The following is a 20,665-nucleotide window of genomic DNA, read 5'->3' as shown; positions in this document are numbered from 1 at the left end:
TCACGAGCCGCAGCGGATCCAGTTGCGCTGGTAGCCAGCGTCTCCGGGGCGGCCGTAGCACCAGCCGCCCTTTTTGAGCCTCGCGCCGATCGTCTCGCGCTCGTCGCAGGCCTTCATCGTCTTCGGGTCGTCGCCGCTTCCGCCGCGACAGGCGGAGTTGAGGTCGGTCCATTGGGCGATCAGCGCTTCGAAGGCGTCGCTGCGGGCGGAGGCGTCGGCGGGCGCGAGCAGCGCGATCGCGAAGCAGGCGGCGGCGACGAGGCTTGGGCTTTGAGCGCGACGGCTCGGCTTGGTCACGCCCGCGTCTTCGCGGCGTGACCAAGCCCCTCGGCGCGATGGATGTCTTTCGAGGCATAGTCGTCATCTCCCTCGCCGGCGCCGCCCGAAGACGACGACGGCCGCCGAGCCTCCTGGTCAGCGCGTCGCGACCTTGGCGATGGTGAAGGTGTTGCCCGTGAAGGTGACCTGGCCGGCCGAGCCCATATGGTCGAGCATCAGGCGCAGGTTCCGGTTGAGGCGGGCGCTGTCGGAGCGGGTCTCGTACCAGTATTCGGCCATGCCGCCCGAGGCGCGCACCGGGCGATGGCTCGCATAGCAGCTGAACGCGGCCGAATACTCCTCCATGCGCTGCATCTCTTCCGCCGAAAAGCCCTGCACCTTGATCACATAGGCGGTCGGCATGCCGCCGCAGGCGTCGCCCGCCGGGGCAGGCGCGCCGACGGAGCCGCCGCCGGCCGGCGCCACGTCGGTCACCGCACCGCCGCCCGCGGACGGGGCCGAGCCGATGAAGCCGTCAAGCTTGGCGCCGAGCGCGTTGGAAAGGTCGTTGGCCAGAGTCTTGGCCTCGGCGCCGACCTTTTCGAGCAGGCATTCACGGTCGCAGCCCTGCGGCAGCGGCGGCAGCTGCTGGCCCGTGGTCTCGAACGAGCCCAGGCCCTGGCCGGTGCGCACGTTCAAGAGCCGGCCCGCGACCCGCACCTCGGGACGCACGATGTCGGAATACATCGACTTCTGCGCCGAGGCGTAGATCTGGAACACCACCACCACGTCGAGCGGCGGCTGCTGCACGGCGCGGGCGACGTCGATGAGCTCCGCGTCGCGGCGGCGCACGCGGCCGGGCTGGGTGACCGACATGGCGACCGCGGTCTCGTCATAGACGTTGTAGCCGCGCAGGTTCATGGTCTCGCCGAGCTCGGCGATGACGCGCTGGAAGATGCGGTTGCCGCGCGGCACCGAGTCCTGGGCGTCCTCGCCCATCACCACGATGTTGGGCTTGGTCTGGGCGCCGGCGGGCGCGGCGAGAGCGATCGACGCGAACGCAAGTCCCGCGATCGCCGAAAGAGTCCTGATGAGCATCGGGGCAGTCTCCGGTGTTTTGGCGCGCGGGTTCAGCGGCGCGGGGCGAGTTCGAGATCGTCCATGTTCAGGGTCTCGGCGCAGACCGCGGCGGGCGCGGCGCCGAAATCGTCGAGGTCCAGCGGCTTGCGCAGCCGCGGATCGGTCATCTCCTCGAGCCCGCAGCCGTCGTCGCCGGAAACGTCGTGGCGCAGGCCTTGCGGTCCCTCGTAGCCGAGCCTCGACCGCTCGAGCGACGAGGAGCGGCGCGGCGGCGCGATGAGCGCGACCTCGACGCGGCGATTGACGCGCGACAGCGGGTTGCCCCGATCCTTGAGCCGGCTTTCGCCCCAGCCATAGGCCACGAGCCGCGACGGCTCGATGTCGAAGGCCTCGACGAGATAGCGCTTCACCGCCGCGGCGCGCCGGGCGGAGAGGCCGCGATTGTAGGCGTCGCTGCCGGCGGCGTCGGTGTGGCCGGCGATCAGGAAGCGGAAGCCAGCGAGCTTTTCGGATTGCAGCGCGCGACCGAGCGGCTCGAGCTGGATGCGGGCCTCGGGCGTCAGCTGGAAGCTGTCGTAGAGGAAGAAGACCGTGAGATCGACGGCGCGGCCGTAGTCGACCCGCACCGTGCGCCCGCCGGCGTCGACGTCGCGATACTGGCGCGGCGCGTTCGGGTTGCCGTCCGCGAAGGGAGCGAGCGAGCGGATGATCTCGGTCGCGCTCGGATTGACGGTCGCGCGCTCCTCGGCGGCGCCCTGCGGCTCCATGGCGACGCCGGCCTCGGGCTCCGGTCCGTGGCCGGGCTGGTCGGTCAGAGGGTTCGACTGCGCGAAGGCCGCGGCGACCAGCAGCGTGAGCGCTGCGGCCGAGGCCGCGGATCGAAGAGCGAGGCGGGTCGCGAACATCATGACGTCGGTTCCTTCAGCGTCGGGGAGCCGACCGGCTCCGTCTCTCCGATGCGTGGGACGGCGAGAGCGGTTTTTGCGCAGGAGCTGATTTCAGAAAGCGAGGCGGGCGCTTCTCCCCTCCCCCTTGCGGGGAGGGGTCGGGGGTGGGGGTGGTTCCGGAAGAGGCTCAGGGGCTGACGTCGCTCCACGCGCAACCGTGGCGATCTATCCTGAGCCACGCCCACCCCAACCCTCCCCACAAGGGGGAGGGAGGCGGAGAGGTCGCGCTCTGCGATCCCCCCTGCCCTCATTGGCCCCTCAGGATCGAGTTCATCTGGCCCGTATCCAACCCGCCCGACGAGCCGAGCGGCGTCGACTTCATCGGGTCGTCGCCGCCGCGGTCGGCGGCCTTGGGCGCGGGCGGCGCGTCGGCGCCTGCCGTCGCGACCGCGGCCTGGAGAACCTTGCTTTCGGCGAGGATCGCCGACATCCGCGTCGCGGTGTTGAAGCTCGTCGTGTCGGCGGGATCGAGCCCGCCCTCCTTGTGGAGCGCGACGCCCTCGGACCCCATCGCGTAGAGCAGCGAGCCAGAGCTGCCGCCGAGCGTGTCGCAACGGTGGCGGAGCTCCGCGCCTTCAGCCTGCTCCTTCAGCGCGAGGCAGCGGAAACGGCTCATCACCTTCGGCCGCCCGAGCGGATGGTGGATGACGAGCAGCGAGCGCGCGCCCTCGGGCGAGGCTGCGACGAGCCTCACCGAGCCGAATTCGGCGACCGCCCCGCCCGACACCTTGGCGACCGCGAAATCGAGCTTGGCGCTGAACTCTTGGGGGCTCGGCTCGACGTCGAACCGCTTCGAGCCCTTTCCGTCGAGCGTCAGGTAGTCCATCAGCAGCGAGGCCTTCACCGGCCTCAGATCGCCGGACTGCGGCAGGCAGTGATGGTTGGTGAGCACGTAGTCGCCGGCGATCAGCTCGCCGGTGCAGGACGAACCGACCTCCTGGCCGGTCTTCTGGTTGCGCAGCACGACGTCGAGCCGCCCGACCGGCCGCGCGAGCGCGTAGAGCGGGTCCCTCGGATCAAGCTCCGCGACGGGCTCGAACGCCCCGCGATTGCTGTCAATGAATTTCGCGGCGTCGCCGGTGCTCTGGCGGACGGAAGTTGCGCCTTGCCGTAGTCGGCGGGGTCGAATCCCGCGACCTGCGCGCCCGCCGGGCCCGCAAACGCGACCGCCATCGCCAGTCCGGCCAGAATGCCCTGCCTGCGTCGCCGCCGCATTCGCCCCTCCGCTCGTGATCACCTATTAACTGACGCCGCGGCGCCGGCAAATGACGAACGACGCCATGAGGCTCACGGCGCAAGCTCGTGGCGCACGGGATCGCCGATCGCGCCGCCGTCCTTCGAAAGGGCTTGGACCTCGTAGACGAGCTTTTGGCGGGCCCCGTCCTTCAGCCAGTAGATCTGGCCGCCGGCGTCCGGCCGCGGGGCCGAAGAGGCGCCGGCGAGCGCGCCCGTCACCCGCACCGACGCCGCCGCGGGATCGGAAGCGCGAACCGCAACGCCGCAGAGCGCGCCGTCGAGGCGGCTCGGCTCCAGCCTCCCGTCCGTGACCGCGACCGGCCGGCGTTCGGGCGCCGCCGAACCGAACAGCGCCTGCGCGCAGGTCTTTCCGGCCGTCGCGCGGAGTTCGTCGACGGCGATTTTGGCGAAGGTTTTGGAGGCGCGGGCGGAGGCGTCTCGTCGCCTCTCACTGCCTGATTGTCTCGACGGGATCGGGGTCGGCACAGGTTCGGGCCGCCGAACCGCCAAATCGCCGCGCCGCCGCCGAGAACCGAAAGGCAGGCGAGCGCGAAGAAAAAGCGGAGGACGTTGCCGCCCCCTTCCCCCTTGCGGGGAGGGGTGAGGGATGGGGCGGCTCCGGAAGAGGCTGAGCGGCGCCGATACTCGATGCGCAACGGCGGCGCTTTGTTCTGGACCACCCCCACCCTCACCCTCCCCGCAGGGGGGAGGGAGTCGAGACGCGGCGTGCTGTCCAACAGCGGCGACGATATCCTGCGCCGACGTCGGCCGGACGATCCGGGCGCTCGGCCGGGCTCCGGGCTCTCCCGCCGTCCCCGGCGGCAGCGCCACGACGACCACCGCGCCCTTCGCCGCCTCGAACAGGGCGGCCGACAGCTCGATCTTCTCCGCGACCGCATAGTCGCCGGAGATCAGCGCCAGATCGAGATCGACCGCGCCGGTGGCCCACAGCAGGACGTCGGCCGCCGCCGGATCGTCGGTCAGTTCAAATCCTCGTGCGATCAGCAGATGCGCGGCCGCGACCGGCGCCTCCCAGCTTCGGCCGGCGTCGAAGGAGCGGTCGAGGCGCAGTTCATGCGGCGCCGGCGCCTCGCCGAGCGCGCGGGCGATCGGACCGCCCGGGGCCGCCAGCCGGGCGTAGTCGGCCGACCCAGGCGAGCGGCCGGTAGTCGCCGTCGGCGAAGGCGGCCGAGACCGGCAGCCCCGCGCGGGGGCCGAGCCGCCGCAAGACAGCGGGGCCGCCGGTGGTCGGGACGACGACGAGAAGACGCCTCATTCTGGGCCGCTCGAGCACGGAGGTTTCAGGATGAACCACACCGTCATGCCCGCGTCTTCGCGGGTATCCACGACTTCGGCGTAAAGCTCCATGCTCCTGGAAAGTCGTGGATGCCCGGCTCCGCCGGGCATGACGGTGTGAGCGCGTCAGATCGCAGCATGATCTAGAAGAGGAAGATTTCGGCGGCGCGATCCTGGAAGGCTTCAGCCGCTCCTTGCGCCTCGGGATCGGCCGGATCGAGCGCGAGCACCTGCGCGCCCTCGACGGCCTCGGGCAGCGCGAGGCGGACCCTCGTGTCCCCGGACGCGATCTCGATCGCCTTCGGGCCGGCGCGCCCTCCGAGGCGATCACCAGCAAGGGCGGCGCGCCGTCGGACGCCGCGACGAGCGAAAGCCGGTAAGGCCCGACCCGACGCTCGGTCATCGCGCCGTCCGAGGCCGCGACGGCGAAGGGCGCATGCGCGACCGCGACGCCGAGAGCAGCGCCCGATAGCGCGCCGCGGTCTCAGGATCGTCCCGCAGCGCGCGGACGACGGCGAAATCGACGGGCGCGCCGGCCTTGCGACTTGCGTGCGCCCAGAGCGCGCGGATGGGGACGGCAGGCGCGGCGGCCTCGCCAGCGTCGCGGCCGCGCGCGCGCGCGTGGGCCTCGGCGAGAAGCCGCCCTGCCTCGGGTCCGGACAGCGCGCTCATGCGGCGGTCTCCTGCGCGAGATAGGCGCGGGCGAAAACGGCGGCGAACGCCTCGCGGTCCTCGTCGAAAGCTTCGGGAAGCGGGCTCCAGCCCGTCAGAGCGCGGGTCGCCGCAAGAAAGTCGGAGAGCGCCGCGCGGGCGTCGGCCAGAACGCCGTCGGCGGTCGCAAAGCCTGCCGCCAGCGTCTCGCGGTCGGCGTCGAAGCCTGCGCGGCGCACGCGCTTCAGGTCGGCCTCGGCCTGGGCGACGACGGCCTCGAGGCGCGCGTCGCGCGTCGCGGAAGCGCCGAGGCGAAGCGCGGCGGCGATCCGGACCATGCGCTCGACATGCTCGTCCAGAACCTGCGCGCGCCCGATGACCGCCTCATAGCTTTCGGCCTCGCCGCAGGAGCGCGTTCGGCGACGTCCGGCCCGCCGGTCCCGCGGCGAAGCCGGTTGGCGATGCCGGACTGCACGCCCGAAGCTGATCGAGCGCAGCACGGTCAGCGGCCGGTCGCGGTGGAAGGGCGCAAGCGCCACGATGTCGGCGACCTCGTCGCGCTCGGCCTTGGTGAGGATCTTGGGTCCGTCCGGCAGCGCCTTGAGGCGCAGGGCGAGCGGCTCCTGCTCGTCCGCCTCGCCCACGAGGTCCGCGAGCGCCCCGTCGAGCCGGTCGCTCCAGCCCTCGATCTCCTCGACCGACGCCGCGCCGGTGAGCTTCGCCAGCCCGCCGAAGGCCTCGAAAGCCTTGGAATAGGTGACGAAATGCTCCGCCACGGTGCGGAACTGGGTGCGCTCGCCGCTCTCGACCTCCGCGCGCCAGAACGCCAGCACGTCGCCGTCGCCGAACGCGCCCCCGCCCGCGGCGTTCGCCGAGGAAGGAGAGGATCGCGCGGAACCGCTTCTCGACCGGTGCGATCGGCATGTGGGCCTCGCGATAGGCGGTCGCGATCCGCACGAGACGTCGGGAGAACTGGTCGACCGCCTCGCGGTCCGGCGCCGCCGAGGTCGCTGACAAAGCCGCGGACGGCGGCGAATTGCGCCAGCCCGTCGGCGGTCAGCACGAATTCGGCGAGCGCCAGCAGCCGCGCCGTCCCGCTCCAGCCCATGCACCAGTCGCGGCCGTCGAGAGCGAGAAGAGGACCGTGGTCGTCGGTCGCAACGCCGGCGTCCGCGAGCCCGCCGCGAACCGCATCCCCGCGCGACAGCCGCGGGTCGAGCGCGAGGTCGATCACGCCGTCGGGGCCGGCGGCGCGGGCGATCACGGCGAGGAGATGGGCGAGATCCCAGAACGGCTTGTCGCGGTTGGGGCGTACGGCCCCCGTCACCGCGCGGGCGAGCCAGGCGCGATCGCCGAAAGCGAGGCCGCGGCCTTCCGCGACATTGGCCACGTCGCCCATCAGCGTTTCGTCGACGCCCGAAAGCCGCTCCGTCCCGTCCACTCTCGTCTCCGCCCGGTTCTGGCGCGCCGCCGCTTCTCATGTCGTATTGTCGTGCGACAACGTCGCCCGCAGGCAGGTCGCCTTGCAAGCGAAACGGCCTCTCGACGCTCCAAGCATGGGTCATCGAGAGCCCGATCCGGGCGATATGGGAGGGGAATGGATGAAGGCGACGGTTCGACCGCTCATCGCCGCCGCGGCGCTCATCGCGCTCGGAGGTCCGGCGCTCGCGCAAAGCCCAAACAAGGTGCCGGAGTCGCTGATGACCGCGGCGCGGAGCGGGGCCTCCCAGCGCGTTATCGTGCTGATGGCCCCCAACCGGCAGGAGAGCGCCCGCGAGCCCGAGAGTACATCGCTTCGACCTACGGCGCCTCGGCGCAAGCGGTGAGCCGCATCGGCGACACGCCCTTCGTGGTGGCGGAGGTCTCGCGCGACGGGCTCGGGGGCCTCGCCCGCGACCAGAACGTCCAGCGCGTGGCGCCGGACCGGCTGATGCAGGCCTTCCTTCCGCAATCGACCGCGATGCTGAAGGTTCCGGACGCCTGGGCGACGGCTGGCGAAAAGGGCGACGGCGTCTCGGTCGCCGTGCTGGACACGGGCGTCGAGACCGAGCACCCGTTCCTTGCCGGCCGCATCGCGGCGGAGGCCTGCTTCTCCTCGAATTCGCCCGCCACGGGCGCGAAATCGCTCTGCCCGAACGGGCAGGACCAGCAGGTCGGCCCGGGCTCCGGCCGCGCTTGCGACATCCGCGCCGTGACGCCGAACTGCGTGCACGGCACGCATGTCGCCGGCATCGCCGCGGGCGCGAACGGGCAATCGGCCGAAGGGCTTTTGAACGGCGTCGCCCCGGCGGCGCGCATCGTCGCCGTTCAGGTGTTCTCGCGCTTCGACGGCGAGAAGGTCTGCGGAAAGGGCCAGAAGACCTGCATCTCGGCCTTCACCTCAGACGTGCTGAAGGGGCTGCTCTACGTCGAGAAGATCCGCGCCGAGGCCAAGGTCGCGGCGGTCAACCTGAGCCTCGGCGGCGGCAAGGCCGCGGAGGCCTGCGACCTGCAGTCGGCCTACGCCCAGGTGATCGACCGGCTCACCGCCGCAGGGCTCCCCGTCGTCGCGGCGTCGGGCAACAACGGCTTTTCGGACGCAGTGACCGAGCCCGCCTGCATCCGCTCGGCCGTGACGGTCGGGTCGGTCGGCAAGGACGGCAAGATCGCGGTGGCCTATTCCAACGCCTCGCCGCTGGTCGATCTCGTCGCGCCCGGCAGCCAGATCCTCTCCTCGGCCGCGCACGCCTATTACAAGCTCGACGGCACCTCGATGGCGGCCCCGCATGTCACAGGGCTGTTCGCGCTGATGAAGGCCAAGGTCCCGGAGGCCTCCGTCGACCAGCTAGTGAAGATCCTGGCCTCAACCGGGACCAAGGTGACCGACCCGCGCGGCGGCCGCGCCTTCGTGATGCCGAACGCCGCCGCGGCGGTCGCGGCGCTCGGGCAGGCCGGCGGCGAGACGCCGGGGCCGACGCCCGACCCCGGAAAGTCCGAGGATCCGAAGCCGTCGCAGCCCGACCCCCGGCTCGCCGGCTGCGGTCCGGTCTGCGTCGAGCTCGGAAAGGAGAACCGCCGCGTGATCTTCGTGCTCGCCGGCCGCGACCGGGTGCCGCCCGAGACGCTCGTCTCGCTCCGCACGATCTTCGGGCAAGGGGTCAAGGTCGAGGACATCGGCGACGGCAAGCTGGTGGTGGAGCTTCCCGCCGGAACCTCGCCCGACGACGTCGACCGCGCGCGGCGGAACGTCGGCGGGGACACGCGGGTGCTGCCCGACCGCCCGATGGACGCGCTGCAGCCCGGCGGGCGGATCGAGATCCGGTGAGGGGCATTGCGTGCTTCGAGACGCGGCCTGACGGCCGCTCCTCAGCATGAGGATCGTTGTGGCTCTGAATCAGATCCTCCGACCTTTCTCATGCTGAGGAGGCTCGAAGAGCCGTCTCGAAGCACGCAGTTCGTCTTGGCGCGTCATGCCCGGCGCATTCGGCGCATCCACCTTTCCGGCTCCGCGGCGCTTTTGTCCCGGACTTGATCCGGGACCCAGAACCGAGACGGGTGACAAGTGAACTGAGGCGTCGAGGATCTGCCTGAACCGCCGTCGGTTCTGGGTCCCGGATCAAGTCCGGGACGAGAAAGAGATCACCGCACCACGATCCGCGTCGTCGCTTCCCGAACTCCCGGCGTCGCGCGGATCTGCTCCATGAGGTCGAGGATTTCGGCCCGAGACAGCAGCTTGGCGTCGCCATCGGCGCCCGGCGAGGCGGCCATCCAGCGCGCCTCCAGCGCCTGCGGCAGGCCGTTCTCGGCGGCGAAGCACGAGAACAGGTTTTCGAAACGGCTCCTGAAGCACGATCTCCGCGAGGCCGAAGCCGCGCGGGTAGCGCCGGTCGCCCGGCGCATCCGTCGCCTTGCCGCCTCGGACAGGCAGCGCCACGAAGCCGGTCTCGTCGGGGGCCAGCACCCAGCAGTAGAGCTTCTGGCGCGCGCTCGACGCGATGCGGACGTCGAGCCGCTGGCCTCTCGAAAACGGGTTCTGGAGCGCCGCGATGTCGAGCTTGGCGCGATCGGTGGCCGCGGTCGCCGCCACATGGTCGAGAAACGGCCGCATCGCCGGGTCGCAGCCGAGCGCCTCGATCGAGATCTTCCGCCGGCCGACCGGCGCCAGCACCGCGCCGCCGCGGCGGAATTCGAGGCTCATCCAGGACTGGCCCTGCCGGTCGTGGTCGAAGCCCCCCAGCGCGACGAGATTTTCGCCGCCGGCCTCGCAGGCCCCTTCCGCGGCGCGCTTCACCTCGAGCGTCCCGCCCCTCAGCACGCGATTGGCCGAGCGCGCCTCGGCGTCGAGCGCGATGGTGAGCCGCTCGGCGAGCGCCGCCCCGCAGGTGGAATGGCCCGACGCCGCGCGGAACGGGCAGACGGTGACGCTCGCAGCCTCCGCCGCCGCCTGCCCCAGCGCGCGGACCGCGCCCGAAAAACAGCTGGTCGATGTCGGCGAGGCCCGGCCCCTCGCGGACGGGCACCTCGATCGGCTCGCTCGTCGCCTTGCAGTCGGCGCGCGCGCCGATGGCGAGCAGACGGACGCTCGCCTTGGCGCCCTCGCGCTGGGGATCGGCGAAGAACACCGTGGCGTCGCCCGAAAACGCCGCGCGGATCTGCGCCTCGGCCTCGTCCGCGGTCAGGCCCGTGGTTCCCTCGCGTAGGCCCTTGATCCGGACGACATCGGACGCCGCCGCGAGCTTGGCGCGGCCGGTGGCCTGAAGCCGGGACTCGATGGCGAGCCTCACCTCCTCGGCCTGCTCGCGCGAAAGCGCGGTCTGGCTCGGCTCGACCCCGACCACCGCGAGCGTCAGCGGGCGAGCCGGCGCGCAGGTCTCGACGGCGTCGAGCCATTTGGCGAGCGGATCGGCGGAAGCGGGGGAGGCGGAGAGGAGGAGAGCGGTGGCCACCCCGGCCGCAAGGCGGGACGCGGTCTTGAACGAGCGCGACGTCTCCGCTCCCTCCCCCTTGCGGGGAGGGTAAGAGTGGGGGTGGTTCAAGATGGAGCGGCGGCGTTGCGCGTGGAGCAGCGTCGCCCTCTGCCCCTCATCCGGAACCACCCCCTCCCCCGACCCCTCCCCGCAAGGGGGAGGGGAGAATGGCGCCGCGTTGTCCCTGTCCCTCACTCCGCGGCCTTCGCCTGGGCGCCTGGATCCTGCTGCTCCTGGTATTTCGCGTAAGTGTCGAGCGCCCGCACGAACACCGGATTGAACTTGCCGTCCTGCGGGCCGGTGTAGAACTCGTCCTTGCCGAGCTCCTTCTGCAGCGCCTTGACGGTGGCGGGCTTCAGCTTCTGGGCGTTGCCGTCGAGCGCGGAGATTGAGGCCGAGCCCGCGATCCCCTTGGCCAGCGCGCGCTTCAGGAGCACGACCGGCTTCTCGCCGGGGAAGAACGAGCCGAAGCCGTTGTCGATCAGCACCGCCATGGTGGCGAGCGCGCTCGGGTCGCCCTTATCGGCGGCCTGACGGAAGAGATCGAAGCCCTTCTGCGGGTCTCGCGGCAGGCCCGCCGTGCCGGCGTTGTAGTGCGGCACGAGCTTGACGATCGACGGCACGTCTCCGGCCTCGGCCGCCATCCGGTACCAGCGGACCGCGCCCTCGACGCTCTTCTGCGTCCCCCGGCCATATTCGGTCATGCGGCCGGCGTTCGACATGCCGAGCACGTTTCCGGCCTCGCCGGCCTTCGAATAGAGCCGATAGGCCTCGGGCAGCGAGACCTTCACGCCCTCGCCGTTCTCGTAGAGCGTCGCGAGATTGTTCATCGCCGCGACCGAACCGGCGTCGACCGCGGCCTTGTAGGAGGCGAAGGCGTCGCGATAGCGCTCCGCCTTGTCGTAGGCGCGGCCGAGCTGATAGGCGAAGCGCCGCTCGGCGGGTTGGCTCTCCGCGGCCTTCTTGCAAGCCGCGATCGCAGGCCGCGCCTCGATCCGCGACAGCGGCACGCCCTTGGCGTCCGCCGGCTTGTCGGGATCGTTCGGGGCGGCGGCGAGGTCGTCGCACTCGGTCGCGCCCGCGCGCCCTCCGCCGCCACGGGACGGCCGAGATAGCCCTCGGCAAGCGAGCGATAGGCACAGATCGGCGAGCAGGTCTTGAGGTAGTCCTCATATTTGCCGGCGGCGCTCAAGCTCCGCCAGTTCTCGGCGTCGCGCAGCGCCTGGGTCGAGCGCTGGCCCTCGAACAGTTTGGCCATCGCGTCCTGCCGGTAGGCGCAGACCTCGCCGCACTGGCCCACATAGGCCTCGAGCGCCTCGCGCGTGCCGGCCTGGCTCGCGCGCTTCCACGCCGCCTCGTCGCGCGCGGCCGAGAGAAGCTCGGCGCGATCGCGGGCACGGGGGCCGCGACCTTCAGGATGATGTTCGACGGATCGACCTCCGGGATCTGCTCGCGTCCGGAATCCCGCCGCGCGTCCGCCTCCACCGTGTCGTCGAGATATTTCTGGAGCTCGCTCCACGCCACGAGCCCGTCGGGCTTGGCGCCGTCCGCGCCGTCGGCGAGGCCAGCCGCCCCCATCAGCATGCGGCTGGTGAAGAGGCCGAGCTTGGCGCGCGAATCCCAGTTGGCGGGCGTCGCGCCGGACGTGGCGGCCAGGCGTATGACCCCGCCTCCGGTCTTGGGCTTGGCCGGCGCGAAGCCCGGCGCGGAGACCGCGAGCAGGGATTCGCCCGATCGCCCGGTCTCGCCGGTGAAGCACGCGTCGACCATGACGACGACGTTGCGGTCGGCGCCGACCTTCTGCTTCACGAGGTCGAGATTGCGGTAGAGCGTCTCGAGCGGATAGCCGCTTTCGGGGCTGTTCGGGTCGCCGTCCTGCGGCAGCAGGAAGGGCTGGCGCGTCTTGAAGTCGGGCGCGCCGTGGCCGGAATAATAGACGAAGACGTTGGACTTGCCTTCCACGGCGCTGCGCCAGAGCCGGCCGCCCTGCGGGTTCTTCTCGGTGCCGAACGCCTGGTTGAATTCGTTCAGCGTCGCGTTCTTCAGGACGAAGACGTTCTGCTCGCGAAAGCCGAGCGAGCCGACGAGGAACGCCTTGATGGCGTCGGCGTCGTTCGCCGCGAAGTCGACCGGCACGGTCTGCTTGTAGTCGCGGTTGCCGACCACGACCGCGATCGAGTCCGTGTTGTCGGTGAGGCCCTGGGGCGCCGCATGGGCCCATGCCGGGATCAGCGCCGCCCAGACGAGCAGGATGGATCGGAACAGGCGGCTCGCCGTCATGTCGCGTCTTCCCCAAGGCCCGAGGCGGCTCTGCGGCGGCCCCGGGCGAAGTCATCCACCGATCATTTGTCGTGATCAAGCGTCATCGAGGCGACGACGCGCCGCGCGGTCACCGGAAGTAGAGGCCGCGGCCGCAGCGGCGGGCGCGGCGGCGCTCGTAATAGCCGGTGACGCGGTTGAACACGCGGACGGTCTGGTAGAGGCAGTATCGACCTGAGTTGCGGCCGTTGTAATAGATCGAGCCGTTGTCGAGATCGATGCCGATGAACTGGGCGTCGGCGCGGCCCGTCTCGGCCGAGGCGGGAGACGCAAGACCGATGGCGCAGGCTGCGAGTCCGGCGGCGAGGACGAGGGTTTTCATGGCGTTCGGCTCCTGATCGGCGTCGCCCGGCGGGGAGCCGCCGGGTCCATGAAAGCCCCATGGAGACGCCAGAGCCGGTTTCGCGCGCTTCTGGACGAAAGGGCCGCCCGGCTTGGGGCGGCGAGGCAAGGAGAAGAGGCCGAGATGGCGAAGGACGTCACCCACTTCATCGACGGCGCGCTGACGCCCGGCTCTGGCCAGCGCTCCGCGCCGGTGTTCGATCCCGCGACCGGCGAGCAGACCGGCACGGTGCGGCTCGCCGACGTCGCGACGGTCGACGCCGCGGTCGCGGCGGCCAAAAGGGTCGCGGTCGAATGGGGCGACACGCCGCCGTTGCGCCGCGCCCGCATCCTCAACAGGTTCCTCGGCATCGCCGAAGCCCGCGCGGACGAACTCGCGGCGCTCATCACCTCCGAGCACGGCAAGGTGCTCTCCGACGCCAAGGGCGAGATCCAGCGCGGCCTCGAGGTGGTGGAGTTCGCGACCGGAATCCCCGAGCTTCTCAAGGGGGAGTTCACCGAGAACGTCGGCAGCCGCGTCGACAGCCACTCGCTGCGCCAGCCGCTCGGGGTCGTGGCCGGCATCACGCCGTTCAACTTCCCCGCCATGGTGCCGATGTGGATGTTCCCGGTGGCGCTCGCCTGCGGCAACTGCTTCATCCTGAAGCCGTCGGAGCGCGACCCCTCCCCCGCCCTCCTCGTCGCCGCGTGGCTGAAGGAGGCGGGCCTGCCGGACGGCGTGTTCAACGTCGTCAACGGCGACAAGGAGGCGGTCGACGCGCTCCTGCATCACCCCGACGTCGACGCCGTGAGCTTCGTCGGCTCCACCCCGATCGCGCGCTACGTCTATGAGACCGCGACAAAGACCGGCAAACGCGCCCAGGCGCTCGGCGGCGCCAAGAACCACATGATCATCATGCCGGACGCCGACATGGACCAGGCGGTCGACGCGCTGATGGGCGCGGCCTACGGCTCGGCCGGCGAGCGCTGCATGGCGATCTCGGTCGCGGTGCCGGTCGGCGAGAAGACCGCCGACGTGCTGATCGAGAAGCTCGCGCCCAAGGTTCGCGCGCTCAAGATCGGACCGGGCGCCGACCCGGAAGCCGAGATGGGTCCGCTCGTCACCGAGCAGCACCGCGGCAAGGTGAACGACTATGTGTGCTCTGGCGTCGACGACGGCGCGGATCTCGTGGTCGACGGCCGCGGGATCTCGCTGCAGGGCTATGAGGGCGGCTTCTTCGTCGGCGGCACCCTTTTCGACCACGTGACGCCGGACATGAGGATCTACAAGGAGGAGATCTTCGGCCCCGTCCTGTCGGTCGTGCGCGCGCCGGACTACGCCGAGGCCGCGCGGCTCGTGAACGAGCACGAGTTCGGCAACGGGACCGCGATCTTCACCCGCGACGGCGACGCGGCGCGCGAATTCGCGCACCAGATCAAGGTCGGGATGGTGGGCGTCAACGTTCCGATTCCGGTGCCGATGGCGTTCCATTCCTTCGGCGGCTGGAAGGCCTCGCTCTTCGGCGACCACCACATGCACGGCCCCGAGGGCGTGCGCTTCTACACGCGGCTGAAGACCATCACGACCCGCTGGCCGACCGGAATCCGGGCCGGCGCGGAGTTCGTGATGCCGACGCTCGGCTGACCGCCCAAACGAAGCGCGGCCGCCTCCCCAAGGAAAGCGGCCGCGCCTGATCTTTCTAAGCCAACTTACTTCTGCATCGACTTCGGGACGTTGACGTAGTCCTTCGGCTTGTCGCGGGAGTCGCGGGCGTAGATGTCGTCGGAGCGGACGATGTCGTCCTCGCCCACGTAAGATCCGATCTGCACCTCGATCAGCTCCAGCGTCTGCTTCGGGTTCTCGAGGCGGTGCCACTGGGTCGCGGAGATGTAGACGGACTCGTTTTCCCGCAGGAACTGCTCGGTCTGGTCGACCGTCACGCGCGCGGTGCCGCGCACCACCACCCAGTGCTCCGACCGGTGGTAGTGCATCTGGAGCGACAGCTTGCCGCCCGGCTTCACGGTGAGGCGCTTCACCTGGAAGCGGTCGCCGATCGCGAGGCGCTCGAACGAGCCCCAGGGCCGGTGCTGCTTCAAATGGACATGGGCCTCGGGCCGGCCCGCGGATTTGAGCGCCGAGACGAGCGCCGCCACCCCTTGCGCCTGCGCGCGGTCGGCCACCAGCACCGCGTCGCCGGTCGACACCACCATGACGTTGTCGAGGCCGAGCGTCGCGACCAACCGGTCGGGCGCGTGGACGAGCGTGTTGGTGGTGCGCTCCATCAGCGCGTCGCCGGTCGCGACGTTGCCGTCGGCGTCCGCCTCGCCGATGTCGGCGAGCGCCGACCACGAGCCGATGTCCGACCAGCCGACGTCGATCGCCACCACGGCCGCCGCGTCGGTGCGCTCCATCACCGCATAGTCGATCGAGATCGACGGGCAGGTCGAAAGCGCCCTCGGCGCCGAGCGCGGTCGCGCCGCCGCCGGACTTCGCCGAGGCGAGCGCGGCGTCGACCGCCGAGGCGATCTCGGGCTCGAGCCGCCGCACCTCGTCGAGCAGCGTCGAGGCCTTCATGATGAAGAAGCCGCCGTTCCACAGATAGTCGCCCGAAGCCAGGAAGCCCTCGGCGATCTCACGCTGCGGCTTCTCATGGAACGAGACGACGTTCCGCACCGCCCCGCCGGGCGTGATCGGCTCTCCGACGCGGATGTAGCCGTAGCCGACGTTCGGCGCGTCGGGCTTGACGCCGAGCAGCACGATCCGGCCTTCCGCCGCGGCCTCGGCGGCGGTCCGGACCGCCGCCACGAACTCCTCGACGCGGGTCACCACATGGTCCGACGGCATCACCGCCATGATGGCTTCCGGATCGGTCGCCGCGAGCGCCGCCGCGGCGGCCGCCACCGCCGGCGCGGTGTTGCGCGCGACCGGCTCCAGCAGCACCGCCTCGGGCGTCACGCCGGCCTTTTCGAGACCCTCGGCGATCTGGAAGCGGTAGGCCTCGTTCGACACCACCACCGGGCGTCCGAACCCGTCCGCCGCGGAGAGCCGCGTCAGCGTCCGCTCGAACAGCGTTCCCCCGCCCTCGCCGAAACAGCTCGATGAACTGCTTCGGAGCCTCGCCTCGCGACAGCGGCCACAGCCGCGTGCCCGAGCCGCCCGCACAAAATCACCGGATAGACCGTCATCTGAACTCCCCAAGCGCGGACCGGCGTCCAAGCCCCCAGAGCCGCCGTCGCGAGCACGCCGCTTTTTTAGACTGCTGGCGGGGCGAAACGCCAGCGTGCGCTCGAAACAGGGTTTCCGGCCGAAAGGCCGCGCCGCCCCCTCGCCCTCACGGGCCCGCGCGCTTGACGAACTCGGCGTCGATCCGCCCGGCGAGCGCCTCGTAGTTCTCGTCATAGTGATGGCCGCCCGGCAGCTCGAAACGGGCCTGCGGGGCGATGGCGTCGCGCAGGCGACGTCGTTGTCCTTCTCGTCGAGCTCGTCCTTGCCGTAGACGCACATCACCTTGTCCATCGGCAACTGCGCGGCGGGCTTGAGCACGTCATGGTCGCCGGAGCCGACGCCGAGCCAGCCGGAGACCGACACCTCGAAGTCGGCCGTCTTGGAAAGCCCGAGCAGCGCCATCAGCTTGACCTGGTCGCGCACCTGCCGGGAGAGCCGCGGCCAGGCGAACGTCGGCGCCGAACGAATAGCCGCCGAGCAGCACCTTCTTGATCTTCCAGTCGGTCCCGTAGCGCTGGACGATCGCCTCGAGATCGTCGCCCATTTCGCGCGGGGATTTCTCGTTCCAGAAGTAGCGGAGCGTGTCGACGCCGACGACGCCGTAGCCTTCCTTGTTGAGGAAGTCGGCCACGCGCTTGTCGAGGTCGCGCCAGCCGCCGTCGCCGGCGTAGATCACCGCGAGCCCCTTGGGGTTCGGGTTCGTCGGCGGATAGATCACCAGCGGCAGGTTCTTGACCGCGTCGGGCGATCCGCCCCCGATGTCGAAGGCCGCGTCGCGCGCTTCCGCGGCCATGTCGGCGGAGGCGTCCTCCTCGACGAAGTCGCCGGTCGGCAGGTCCTTGACGAAGTCCTTCACAAAGTCCGGGGCCGGCCCTCGGGTCAGCACCCGCCACTCGCCCTGGATGGGCTCGGGCGTATCGTGGCCGAGCACGAGGTCGGGGCCCTCGCGGGTCTCGGTCTTTGGGCCGTCGCAGAGCGGCTTGGCGAGCGGCACGCGGCCGGTGAAGCCGAGGGACACCGCGCCCGAGAACATGTTGGCGGGCGCCTGGGCGAGCATCGCGTAGACGATGTCGGCGCCCTTGCCGACGCCGACGAGCACCGGGAGCCGGTAGCTCTTCAGCCCCATCTCCTTGCCGGCGAGTCGTCCGTATTCCTCGATGTCGCCGGAGAGGAAGATGCAGTCCTCGGTGTTCTTGGCGACGCCCTGGAGATAGCGCGGCAGGTCGACGCCGATGACGAGGGCGCCGCCCTTGGCGTATTCGTCGGCCTCCGCGGCCCGCGCCGGCGTCCAGCCGTCGAGATCGGAGACGAGCGCGACGATCGCGGTCGGCTCCCCGGCCGGCGCGACGATGGGCGCGCCCTTCATGGTGTCGTTGTCGACGGTTCCGCGCCGCAGCTCCTGGGCGGCCGCGGGGGCCGCGAAGAGCGCGGCGGACAGCAGGCAGGCGCTCGCGCCCGCGATCAAAGACTTCATCACGCGACGGACTCCTCCGCGCTCGGGGGCGGCAGCGCCGATCCCGTCGGGGCTGACAGCGCGCGCTTCGGCGCCTCGCCGATCAGCGCCGTGATGTCGAGCAGGATCTGGGGCAGCACCCAACCGCCCGGACAGGCGAGATAGCGCGGCTCCCAGGTCGGATTGAACTTGGACTTGTAGGTCCGAAGCCCCTCGAAATTGTAGAAGTTGTCGCCGTAGCGGAACACGAAGGCCCCGACCCGGTTCCAGGTCGGACCGAGCGGATGCTCGGTGAGGCCCGAGAGCGGCGCCATGCCGAGGTTGAACCAGCGGTAGCCCTCGGCCTTGGCGCGCAGCATCAGGCGCACGAACAGCGCGTCCATGACGCCCTTGGGCGCGTCGGGCGCGTAGCGCATGAGGTCGACGGTCGCCTCCTCGCGGTCGGCCCCGCTCCAGACGTTGGCGAAGCCCACGACCCGGCCCTGGTAGCGCACCACCGCCATGTCGAAATGGCGCAGATACTCCTCGTTCCAGAAGCCGAGCGAGAAGCCCTTCTCGCCCGCCTTGCGCGACCCCATCCAGGCGTCGGAGACGCGCTTCAGCTCCGGATAGAGCGCGACGGCGTCGGCCGCGGAGACGACCGAGATGTCGAGCCCGTCCTTCTGGGCCTTGCGGTCGACGTAGCGCCACTCGTAGCCGGCCTTGCCCTCCAGCGTGAAGGTGCGCAGGTCGACGCGCGCCTCCTCGCCGAGCTTGAGCAGCGATAGGCCGAGATCGAGATACATCGGCAGACGACCGACGCTCGCCTGGTAGAACACCGGCCAGCCGCCATGCTTGTCGGCGAGCTCGCGAAACGACCAGAGCAGCTCGGAGGCGCGCTGCGGCGGGCCCACGGGATCGCCCATCGCTACCCAGCTGCGGCCCTGCACCTGGTACATGATGAAGGCGTCGCCGGCCTCGCAGAACAGGAAGCGCTTGTCGCCGAGAAAGGCGAGGTTCGAGTCTGCGCGCGGCGAGGTCGCGACGATCGAGGCGAGCCGGGAAGCCGATTCCGGCGGCGTCGCGGCCGGCCGCGCGTGCCGGTGGAGCAGCGCGTGGAGCCCGATCGCGAGCGCCGCGACGCCCGCCGCGAGGCTTGCGCGCAGGAAGCGCGGCGCGTCGCCGCGATAGGCGAAGTCCCACCAGAGCTCGTTGGAATAGTCGACGTTGCGATAGGCGAAGAAGCCGAGCCAGACCGAGCCCGCGAGCACGATGACGACCGCCGCGAGCCAGGCGGGCGCAAGGTCCTGGTCCCAGAGCGAAGCGCGCCGGTAGAAGGCGCGGCGGTTGACCGTGAGCAGCGCCAGCACGACGCCGAGCACGATCGCCTCCTCGAAGTCGCCGCCCTTGGTGATCGAGAAGACGAGGCCGGCGAGCAGCAGGATCTGGGCGACCCGATAGGCGCCGTCGAGGCGCCGCAGCAGGCCGCGCGCCACCACCAGCAGCACCACGCCGACGACGCTTGCGAGCAGATGGCTCGCCTCGACGAAGGGCAGCGGCACGACGTGGCGCAGCACCCGCAGGCGGTCGGTCTCGGCCGGCAGCGCGCCGGAGATCAGCAGCACGATGCCGCCGAGGAACACCGCGGCGCCCAGCACGATCGGCGCGACCGGCCGCATCACGGCGGCGAGCAGCGAACCGGCGCGCGCGAAATAGCCCTTGCGGCGCGCGAGCTCCGAGCCGCCGAGCAGGCCGAGCGCGAGCGTGAAGGGGATGAGATAGTAGACGACGCGCCAGAGCAGCAGGCTCGCCAGCACCTTGTCGGGCGGCAGGCCCGGCAGCGCCAGCAGCACCGTCGCCTCGATGACGCCGGCGCCGCCCGGCGCATGGCTCAGCATGCCGAGCGTCATGGCGACGACGAAGAGCGCCGCGAAGGTCGGGAAGGCGATGACGGCGTCCGGCGGCAGCAGGATCCAGAGCGCGAAGGCGGCGCCCAGCAGGTCGACGAGACCGATCAGGATCTGCGCGCCGGTCGACTTCACGCCGGGCAGCGCCAACGTGTAGCCCTCGACCGTGACGGACCGCTCCTTGCGCGAGATCCAGAACACATAGGCGGCGATCGCCGCGAGGATCGCGATCCCGAGCGCCATGTTGACGGCCGGCGAGAGCCCGTCGAGCTTCGAGACGTCCGGCGCTTCGGTGACGAGGCCGAGCGCGAGCGTGAAGAAGATGCCGAGCCAGAGCGTCAGCGCCGAGATCGCCGTGATGGCCGCGACCTCGGCCGCTCCGAGCCCGCCCCGGCGTAGATCCGGTAGCGCACGGCGCCCGCCACCACGAGCTGGAAGCCGATCGTGTAGGAGAGCGCGTAGCCGGTGAAGGAGGCGAGCGCCGCGACCGGATAGCCGACCTCGCGCCGCTTGATGTGGATGATGCCGAACCAGTCGTAGCCGGTGAGCGCCACATAGCTCGCCGCCGTCGCCAGAAGCGCGATCGCGAGCGTGCGCCAGGGCGTCGCCGAGATCGCGGTCTTGACGTCCTCGAGCTTCACCTCCTCGACGAGGTTGTGGAGCACGACGAGGACGATCGCGAACAGCAGCAGCGAGCCGATGGCCCCGACGGCGCGCCACGGCACCGTGGCGGCCCAGGCCCTCAGCTTGGGAAAGCCGAGCGGCGGCGCGGTTTCGCCCGCGGAGCCTTCGCGCGGCTCCGTTTCGCTCGGTTGCGCCGCCGGATCAGCGGCGGGTTTCGACGTTTCGGACATGCCGGTCGTGACGAGACACTGCGTGGAAGAACCCGCGCCCTGCGAGTTCGAGAGGATGAGAACGGCTGCGCGCGGGCGGGACCAAGCCCCGCGAACCGGGCGGACTTAGGGCGGTTCTTAACCCGATGCCATTACATCGGGCAAAGGCCCCTGCCCTTGGCAGCGGCGAAACGCCGCCGATGACGGGCCGAA

General features: G+C 70.9%; 21 protein-coding genes and 2 pseudogenes. 5 read left to right on the top strand and 18 right to left on the bottom strand.

All coding sequences use genetic code 11. The annotated features are described in order from the left end of the window. From K6K41_RS18080 to K6K41_RS18055, 6 genes are all read right to left on the bottom strand, one after another. Complete coding sequence (locus tag K6K41_RS18080) at positions 1-297, bottom strand: hypothetical protein (RefSeq protein ID WP_261401665.1); 297 nt, start codon at positions 295-297, stop codon at positions 1-3. Between the two features lie 117 nt (positions 298-414). Further along, a complete protein-coding gene (locus K6K41_RS18075; protein ID WP_261401664.1) occupies positions 415-1,356 on the bottom strand; it encodes a hypothetical protein in 942 nt (313 codons plus the stop codon). A gap of 32 nt (positions 1,357-1,388) precedes the next feature. Continuing rightward, on the bottom strand, positions 1,389-2,246 hold the full coding sequence (locus tag K6K41_RS18070; RefSeq protein WP_261401663.1) for an OmpA family protein: 858 nt from the start codon (positions 2,244-2,246) through the stop codon (positions 1,389-1,391). A gap of 286 nt (positions 2,247-2,532) precedes the next feature. Further along, a complete protein-coding gene (locus tag K6K41_RS18065; RefSeq protein WP_261401662.1) occupies positions 2,533-3,249 on the bottom strand; it encodes a trypsin-like serine peptidase in 717 nt (238 codons plus the stop codon). Between the two features lie 323 nt (positions 3,250-3,572). Beyond that, on the bottom strand, positions 3,573-4,007 hold the full coding sequence (locus K6K41_RS18060; protein ID WP_261401661.1) for a hypothetical protein: 435 nt from the start codon (positions 4,005-4,007) through the stop codon (positions 3,573-3,575). Positions 4,008-4,593: 586 nt separating this feature from the next. Next, positions 4,594-4,797, bottom strand: coding sequence for a hypothetical protein (locus K6K41_RS18055; protein ID WP_261401660.1), 204 nt, complete (start codon positions 4,795-4,797; stop codon positions 4,594-4,596). A gap of 214 nt (positions 4,798-5,011) precedes the next feature. Between K6K41_RS18055 and K6K41_RS18050 the strand changes: the two genes are divergently transcribed. Next, the gene (locus K6K41_RS18050; RefSeq protein ID WP_261401659.1) at positions 5,012-5,197 is read left to right on the top strand and encodes a hypothetical protein; all 186 of its coding nucleotides are present in this window, start codon (positions 5,012-5,014) and stop codon (positions 5,195-5,197) included. Between the two features lie 19 nt (positions 5,198-5,216). Here the strand turns inward: K6K41_RS18050 and K6K41_RS18045 are convergent, their stop codons facing one another. Together K6K41_RS18045 and K6K41_RS18040 are read right to left on the bottom strand one after the other, a co-directional pair. Further along, positions 5,217-5,489, bottom strand: coding sequence for a hypothetical protein (locus K6K41_RS18045; RefSeq protein WP_261401658.1), 273 nt, complete (start codon positions 5,487-5,489; stop codon positions 5,217-5,219). Continuing rightward, positions 5,486-6,301: a hypothetical protein gene (locus tag K6K41_RS18040; protein ID WP_261401657.1), complete on the bottom strand. Its 816-nt coding sequence runs from the start codon at positions 6,299-6,301 to the stop codon at positions 5,486-5,488. The genes K6K41_RS18045 and K6K41_RS18040 overlap by 4 nt, the downstream gene beginning before the upstream one ends. 768 nt (positions 6,302-7,069) lie before the next feature. Here K6K41_RS18040 and K6K41_RS18035 point away from each other — a divergent pair. Next, complete coding sequence (locus K6K41_RS18035) at positions 7,070-7,294, top strand: hypothetical protein (RefSeq protein ID WP_261401656.1); 225 nt, start codon at positions 7,070-7,072, stop codon at positions 7,292-7,294. Next, the gene (locus tag K6K41_RS18030) at positions 7,291-8,772 is read left to right on the top strand and encodes a S8 family peptidase (RefSeq protein WP_261401655.1); all 1,482 of its coding nucleotides are present in this window, start codon (positions 7,291-7,293) and stop codon (positions 8,770-8,772) included. Before K6K41_RS18035 ends, K6K41_RS18030 begins: the two co-directional genes overlap by 4 nt. 291 nt (positions 8,773-9,063) lie before the next feature. On the opposite strand, the gene K6K41_RS18025 is transcribed toward K6K41_RS18030, so the two are convergent. Then, on the bottom strand, positions 9,064-9,762 hold the full coding sequence (locus tag K6K41_RS18025; protein ID WP_261401654.1) for a hypothetical protein: 699 nt from the start codon (positions 9,760-9,762) through the stop codon (positions 9,064-9,066). 4 nt (positions 9,763-9,766) lie between these two features. On the opposite strand from K6K41_RS18025, the gene K6K41_RS18020 reads away from it, so the two are divergent. After that, positions 9,767-10,147 carry a hypothetical protein gene (locus K6K41_RS18020; protein ID WP_261401653.1) on the top strand — a complete coding sequence of 127 codons (381 nt, stop codon included), beginning with the start codon at positions 9,767-9,769 and terminating at the stop codon, positions 10,145-10,147. A 458-nt stretch (positions 10,148-10,605) separates the two neighbouring features. On the opposite strand, the gene K6K41_RS18015 is transcribed toward K6K41_RS18020, so the two are convergent. The 3 genes from K6K41_RS18015 to K6K41_RS18005 form a co-directional block, all read right to left on the bottom strand. Then, positions 10,606-11,424 carry a tetratricopeptide repeat protein gene (locus tag K6K41_RS18015; RefSeq protein ID WP_261401652.1) on the bottom strand — a complete coding sequence of 273 codons (819 nt, stop codon included), beginning with the start codon at positions 11,422-11,424 and terminating at the stop codon, positions 10,606-10,608. 178 nt (positions 11,425-11,602) lie between these two features. Continuing rightward, complete coding sequence (locus tag K6K41_RS18010; RefSeq protein WP_261401651.1) at positions 11,603-12,694, bottom strand: caspase family protein; 1,092 nt, start codon at positions 12,692-12,694, stop codon at positions 11,603-11,605. 109 nt (positions 12,695-12,803) lie between these two features. After that, on the bottom strand, positions 12,804-13,055 hold the full coding sequence (locus K6K41_RS18005) for a hypothetical protein (RefSeq protein WP_261405893.1): 252 nt from the start codon (positions 13,053-13,055) through the stop codon (positions 12,804-12,806). 144 nt (positions 13,056-13,199) lie between these two features. On the opposite strand from K6K41_RS18005, the gene K6K41_RS18000 reads away from it, so the two are divergent. After that, positions 13,200-14,699, top strand: coding sequence for a CoA-acylating methylmalonate-semialdehyde dehydrogenase (locus K6K41_RS18000; RefSeq protein WP_261401650.1), 1,500 nt, complete (start codon positions 13,200-13,202; stop codon positions 14,697-14,699). A gap of 65 nt (positions 14,700-14,764) precedes the next feature. Here the strand turns inward: K6K41_RS18000 and K6K41_RS17995 are convergent, their stop codons facing one another. From K6K41_RS17995 to K6K41_RS17970, 6 genes and pseudogenes are all read right to left on the bottom strand, one after another. Then, on the bottom strand, positions 14,765-15,466 hold the full coding sequence (locus K6K41_RS17995) for a cupin domain-containing protein (protein WP_261401649.1): 702 nt from the start codon (positions 15,464-15,466) through the stop codon (positions 14,765-14,767). A gap of 136 nt (positions 15,467-15,602) precedes the next feature. Then, positions 15,603-16,070, bottom strand: a pseudogene (locus tag K6K41_RS17990) (sugar phosphate nucleotidyltransferase); the annotation flags it as partial. A 316-nt stretch (positions 16,071-16,386) separates the two neighbouring features. Continuing rightward, the gene (locus K6K41_RS17985) at positions 16,387-16,557 is read right to left on the bottom strand and encodes a hypothetical protein (protein WP_261401648.1); all 171 of its coding nucleotides are present in this window, start codon (positions 16,555-16,557) and stop codon (positions 16,387-16,389) included. Positions 16,558-16,583: 26 nt separating this feature from the next. After that, positions 16,584-17,073: pseudogene (locus K6K41_RS17980) on the bottom strand (AcvB/VirJ family lysyl-phosphatidylglycerol hydrolase); the annotation flags it as partial. 680 nt (positions 17,074-17,753) lie between these two features. After that, on the bottom strand, positions 17,754-19,961 hold the full coding sequence (mprF, locus tag K6K41_RS17975) for a bifunctional lysylphosphatidylglycerol flippase/synthetase MprF (RefSeq protein WP_261405776.1): 2,208 nt from the start codon (positions 19,959-19,961) through the stop codon (positions 17,754-17,756). After that, the gene (locus K6K41_RS17970) at positions 19,958-20,473 is read right to left on the bottom strand and encodes a hypothetical protein (RefSeq protein ID WP_261401647.1); all 516 of its coding nucleotides are present in this window, start codon (positions 20,471-20,473) and stop codon (positions 19,958-19,960) included. The genes mprF and K6K41_RS17970 overlap by 4 nt, the downstream gene beginning before the upstream one ends. Between the last annotated feature and the right edge of the window lie 192 nt (positions 20,474-20,665).

Origin of the sequence: Chenggangzhangella methanolivorans (assembly GCF_019797865.1) — a bacterium.
GTDB classification, from domain to species: Bacteria; Pseudomonadota; Alphaproteobacteria; order Rhizobiales; family Methylopilaceae; genus Methylopila; species Methylopila methanolivorans.
Note: the sequence above shows the minus strand (reverse complement) of the source record. Positions and strands in the feature narration are given on the sequence as shown.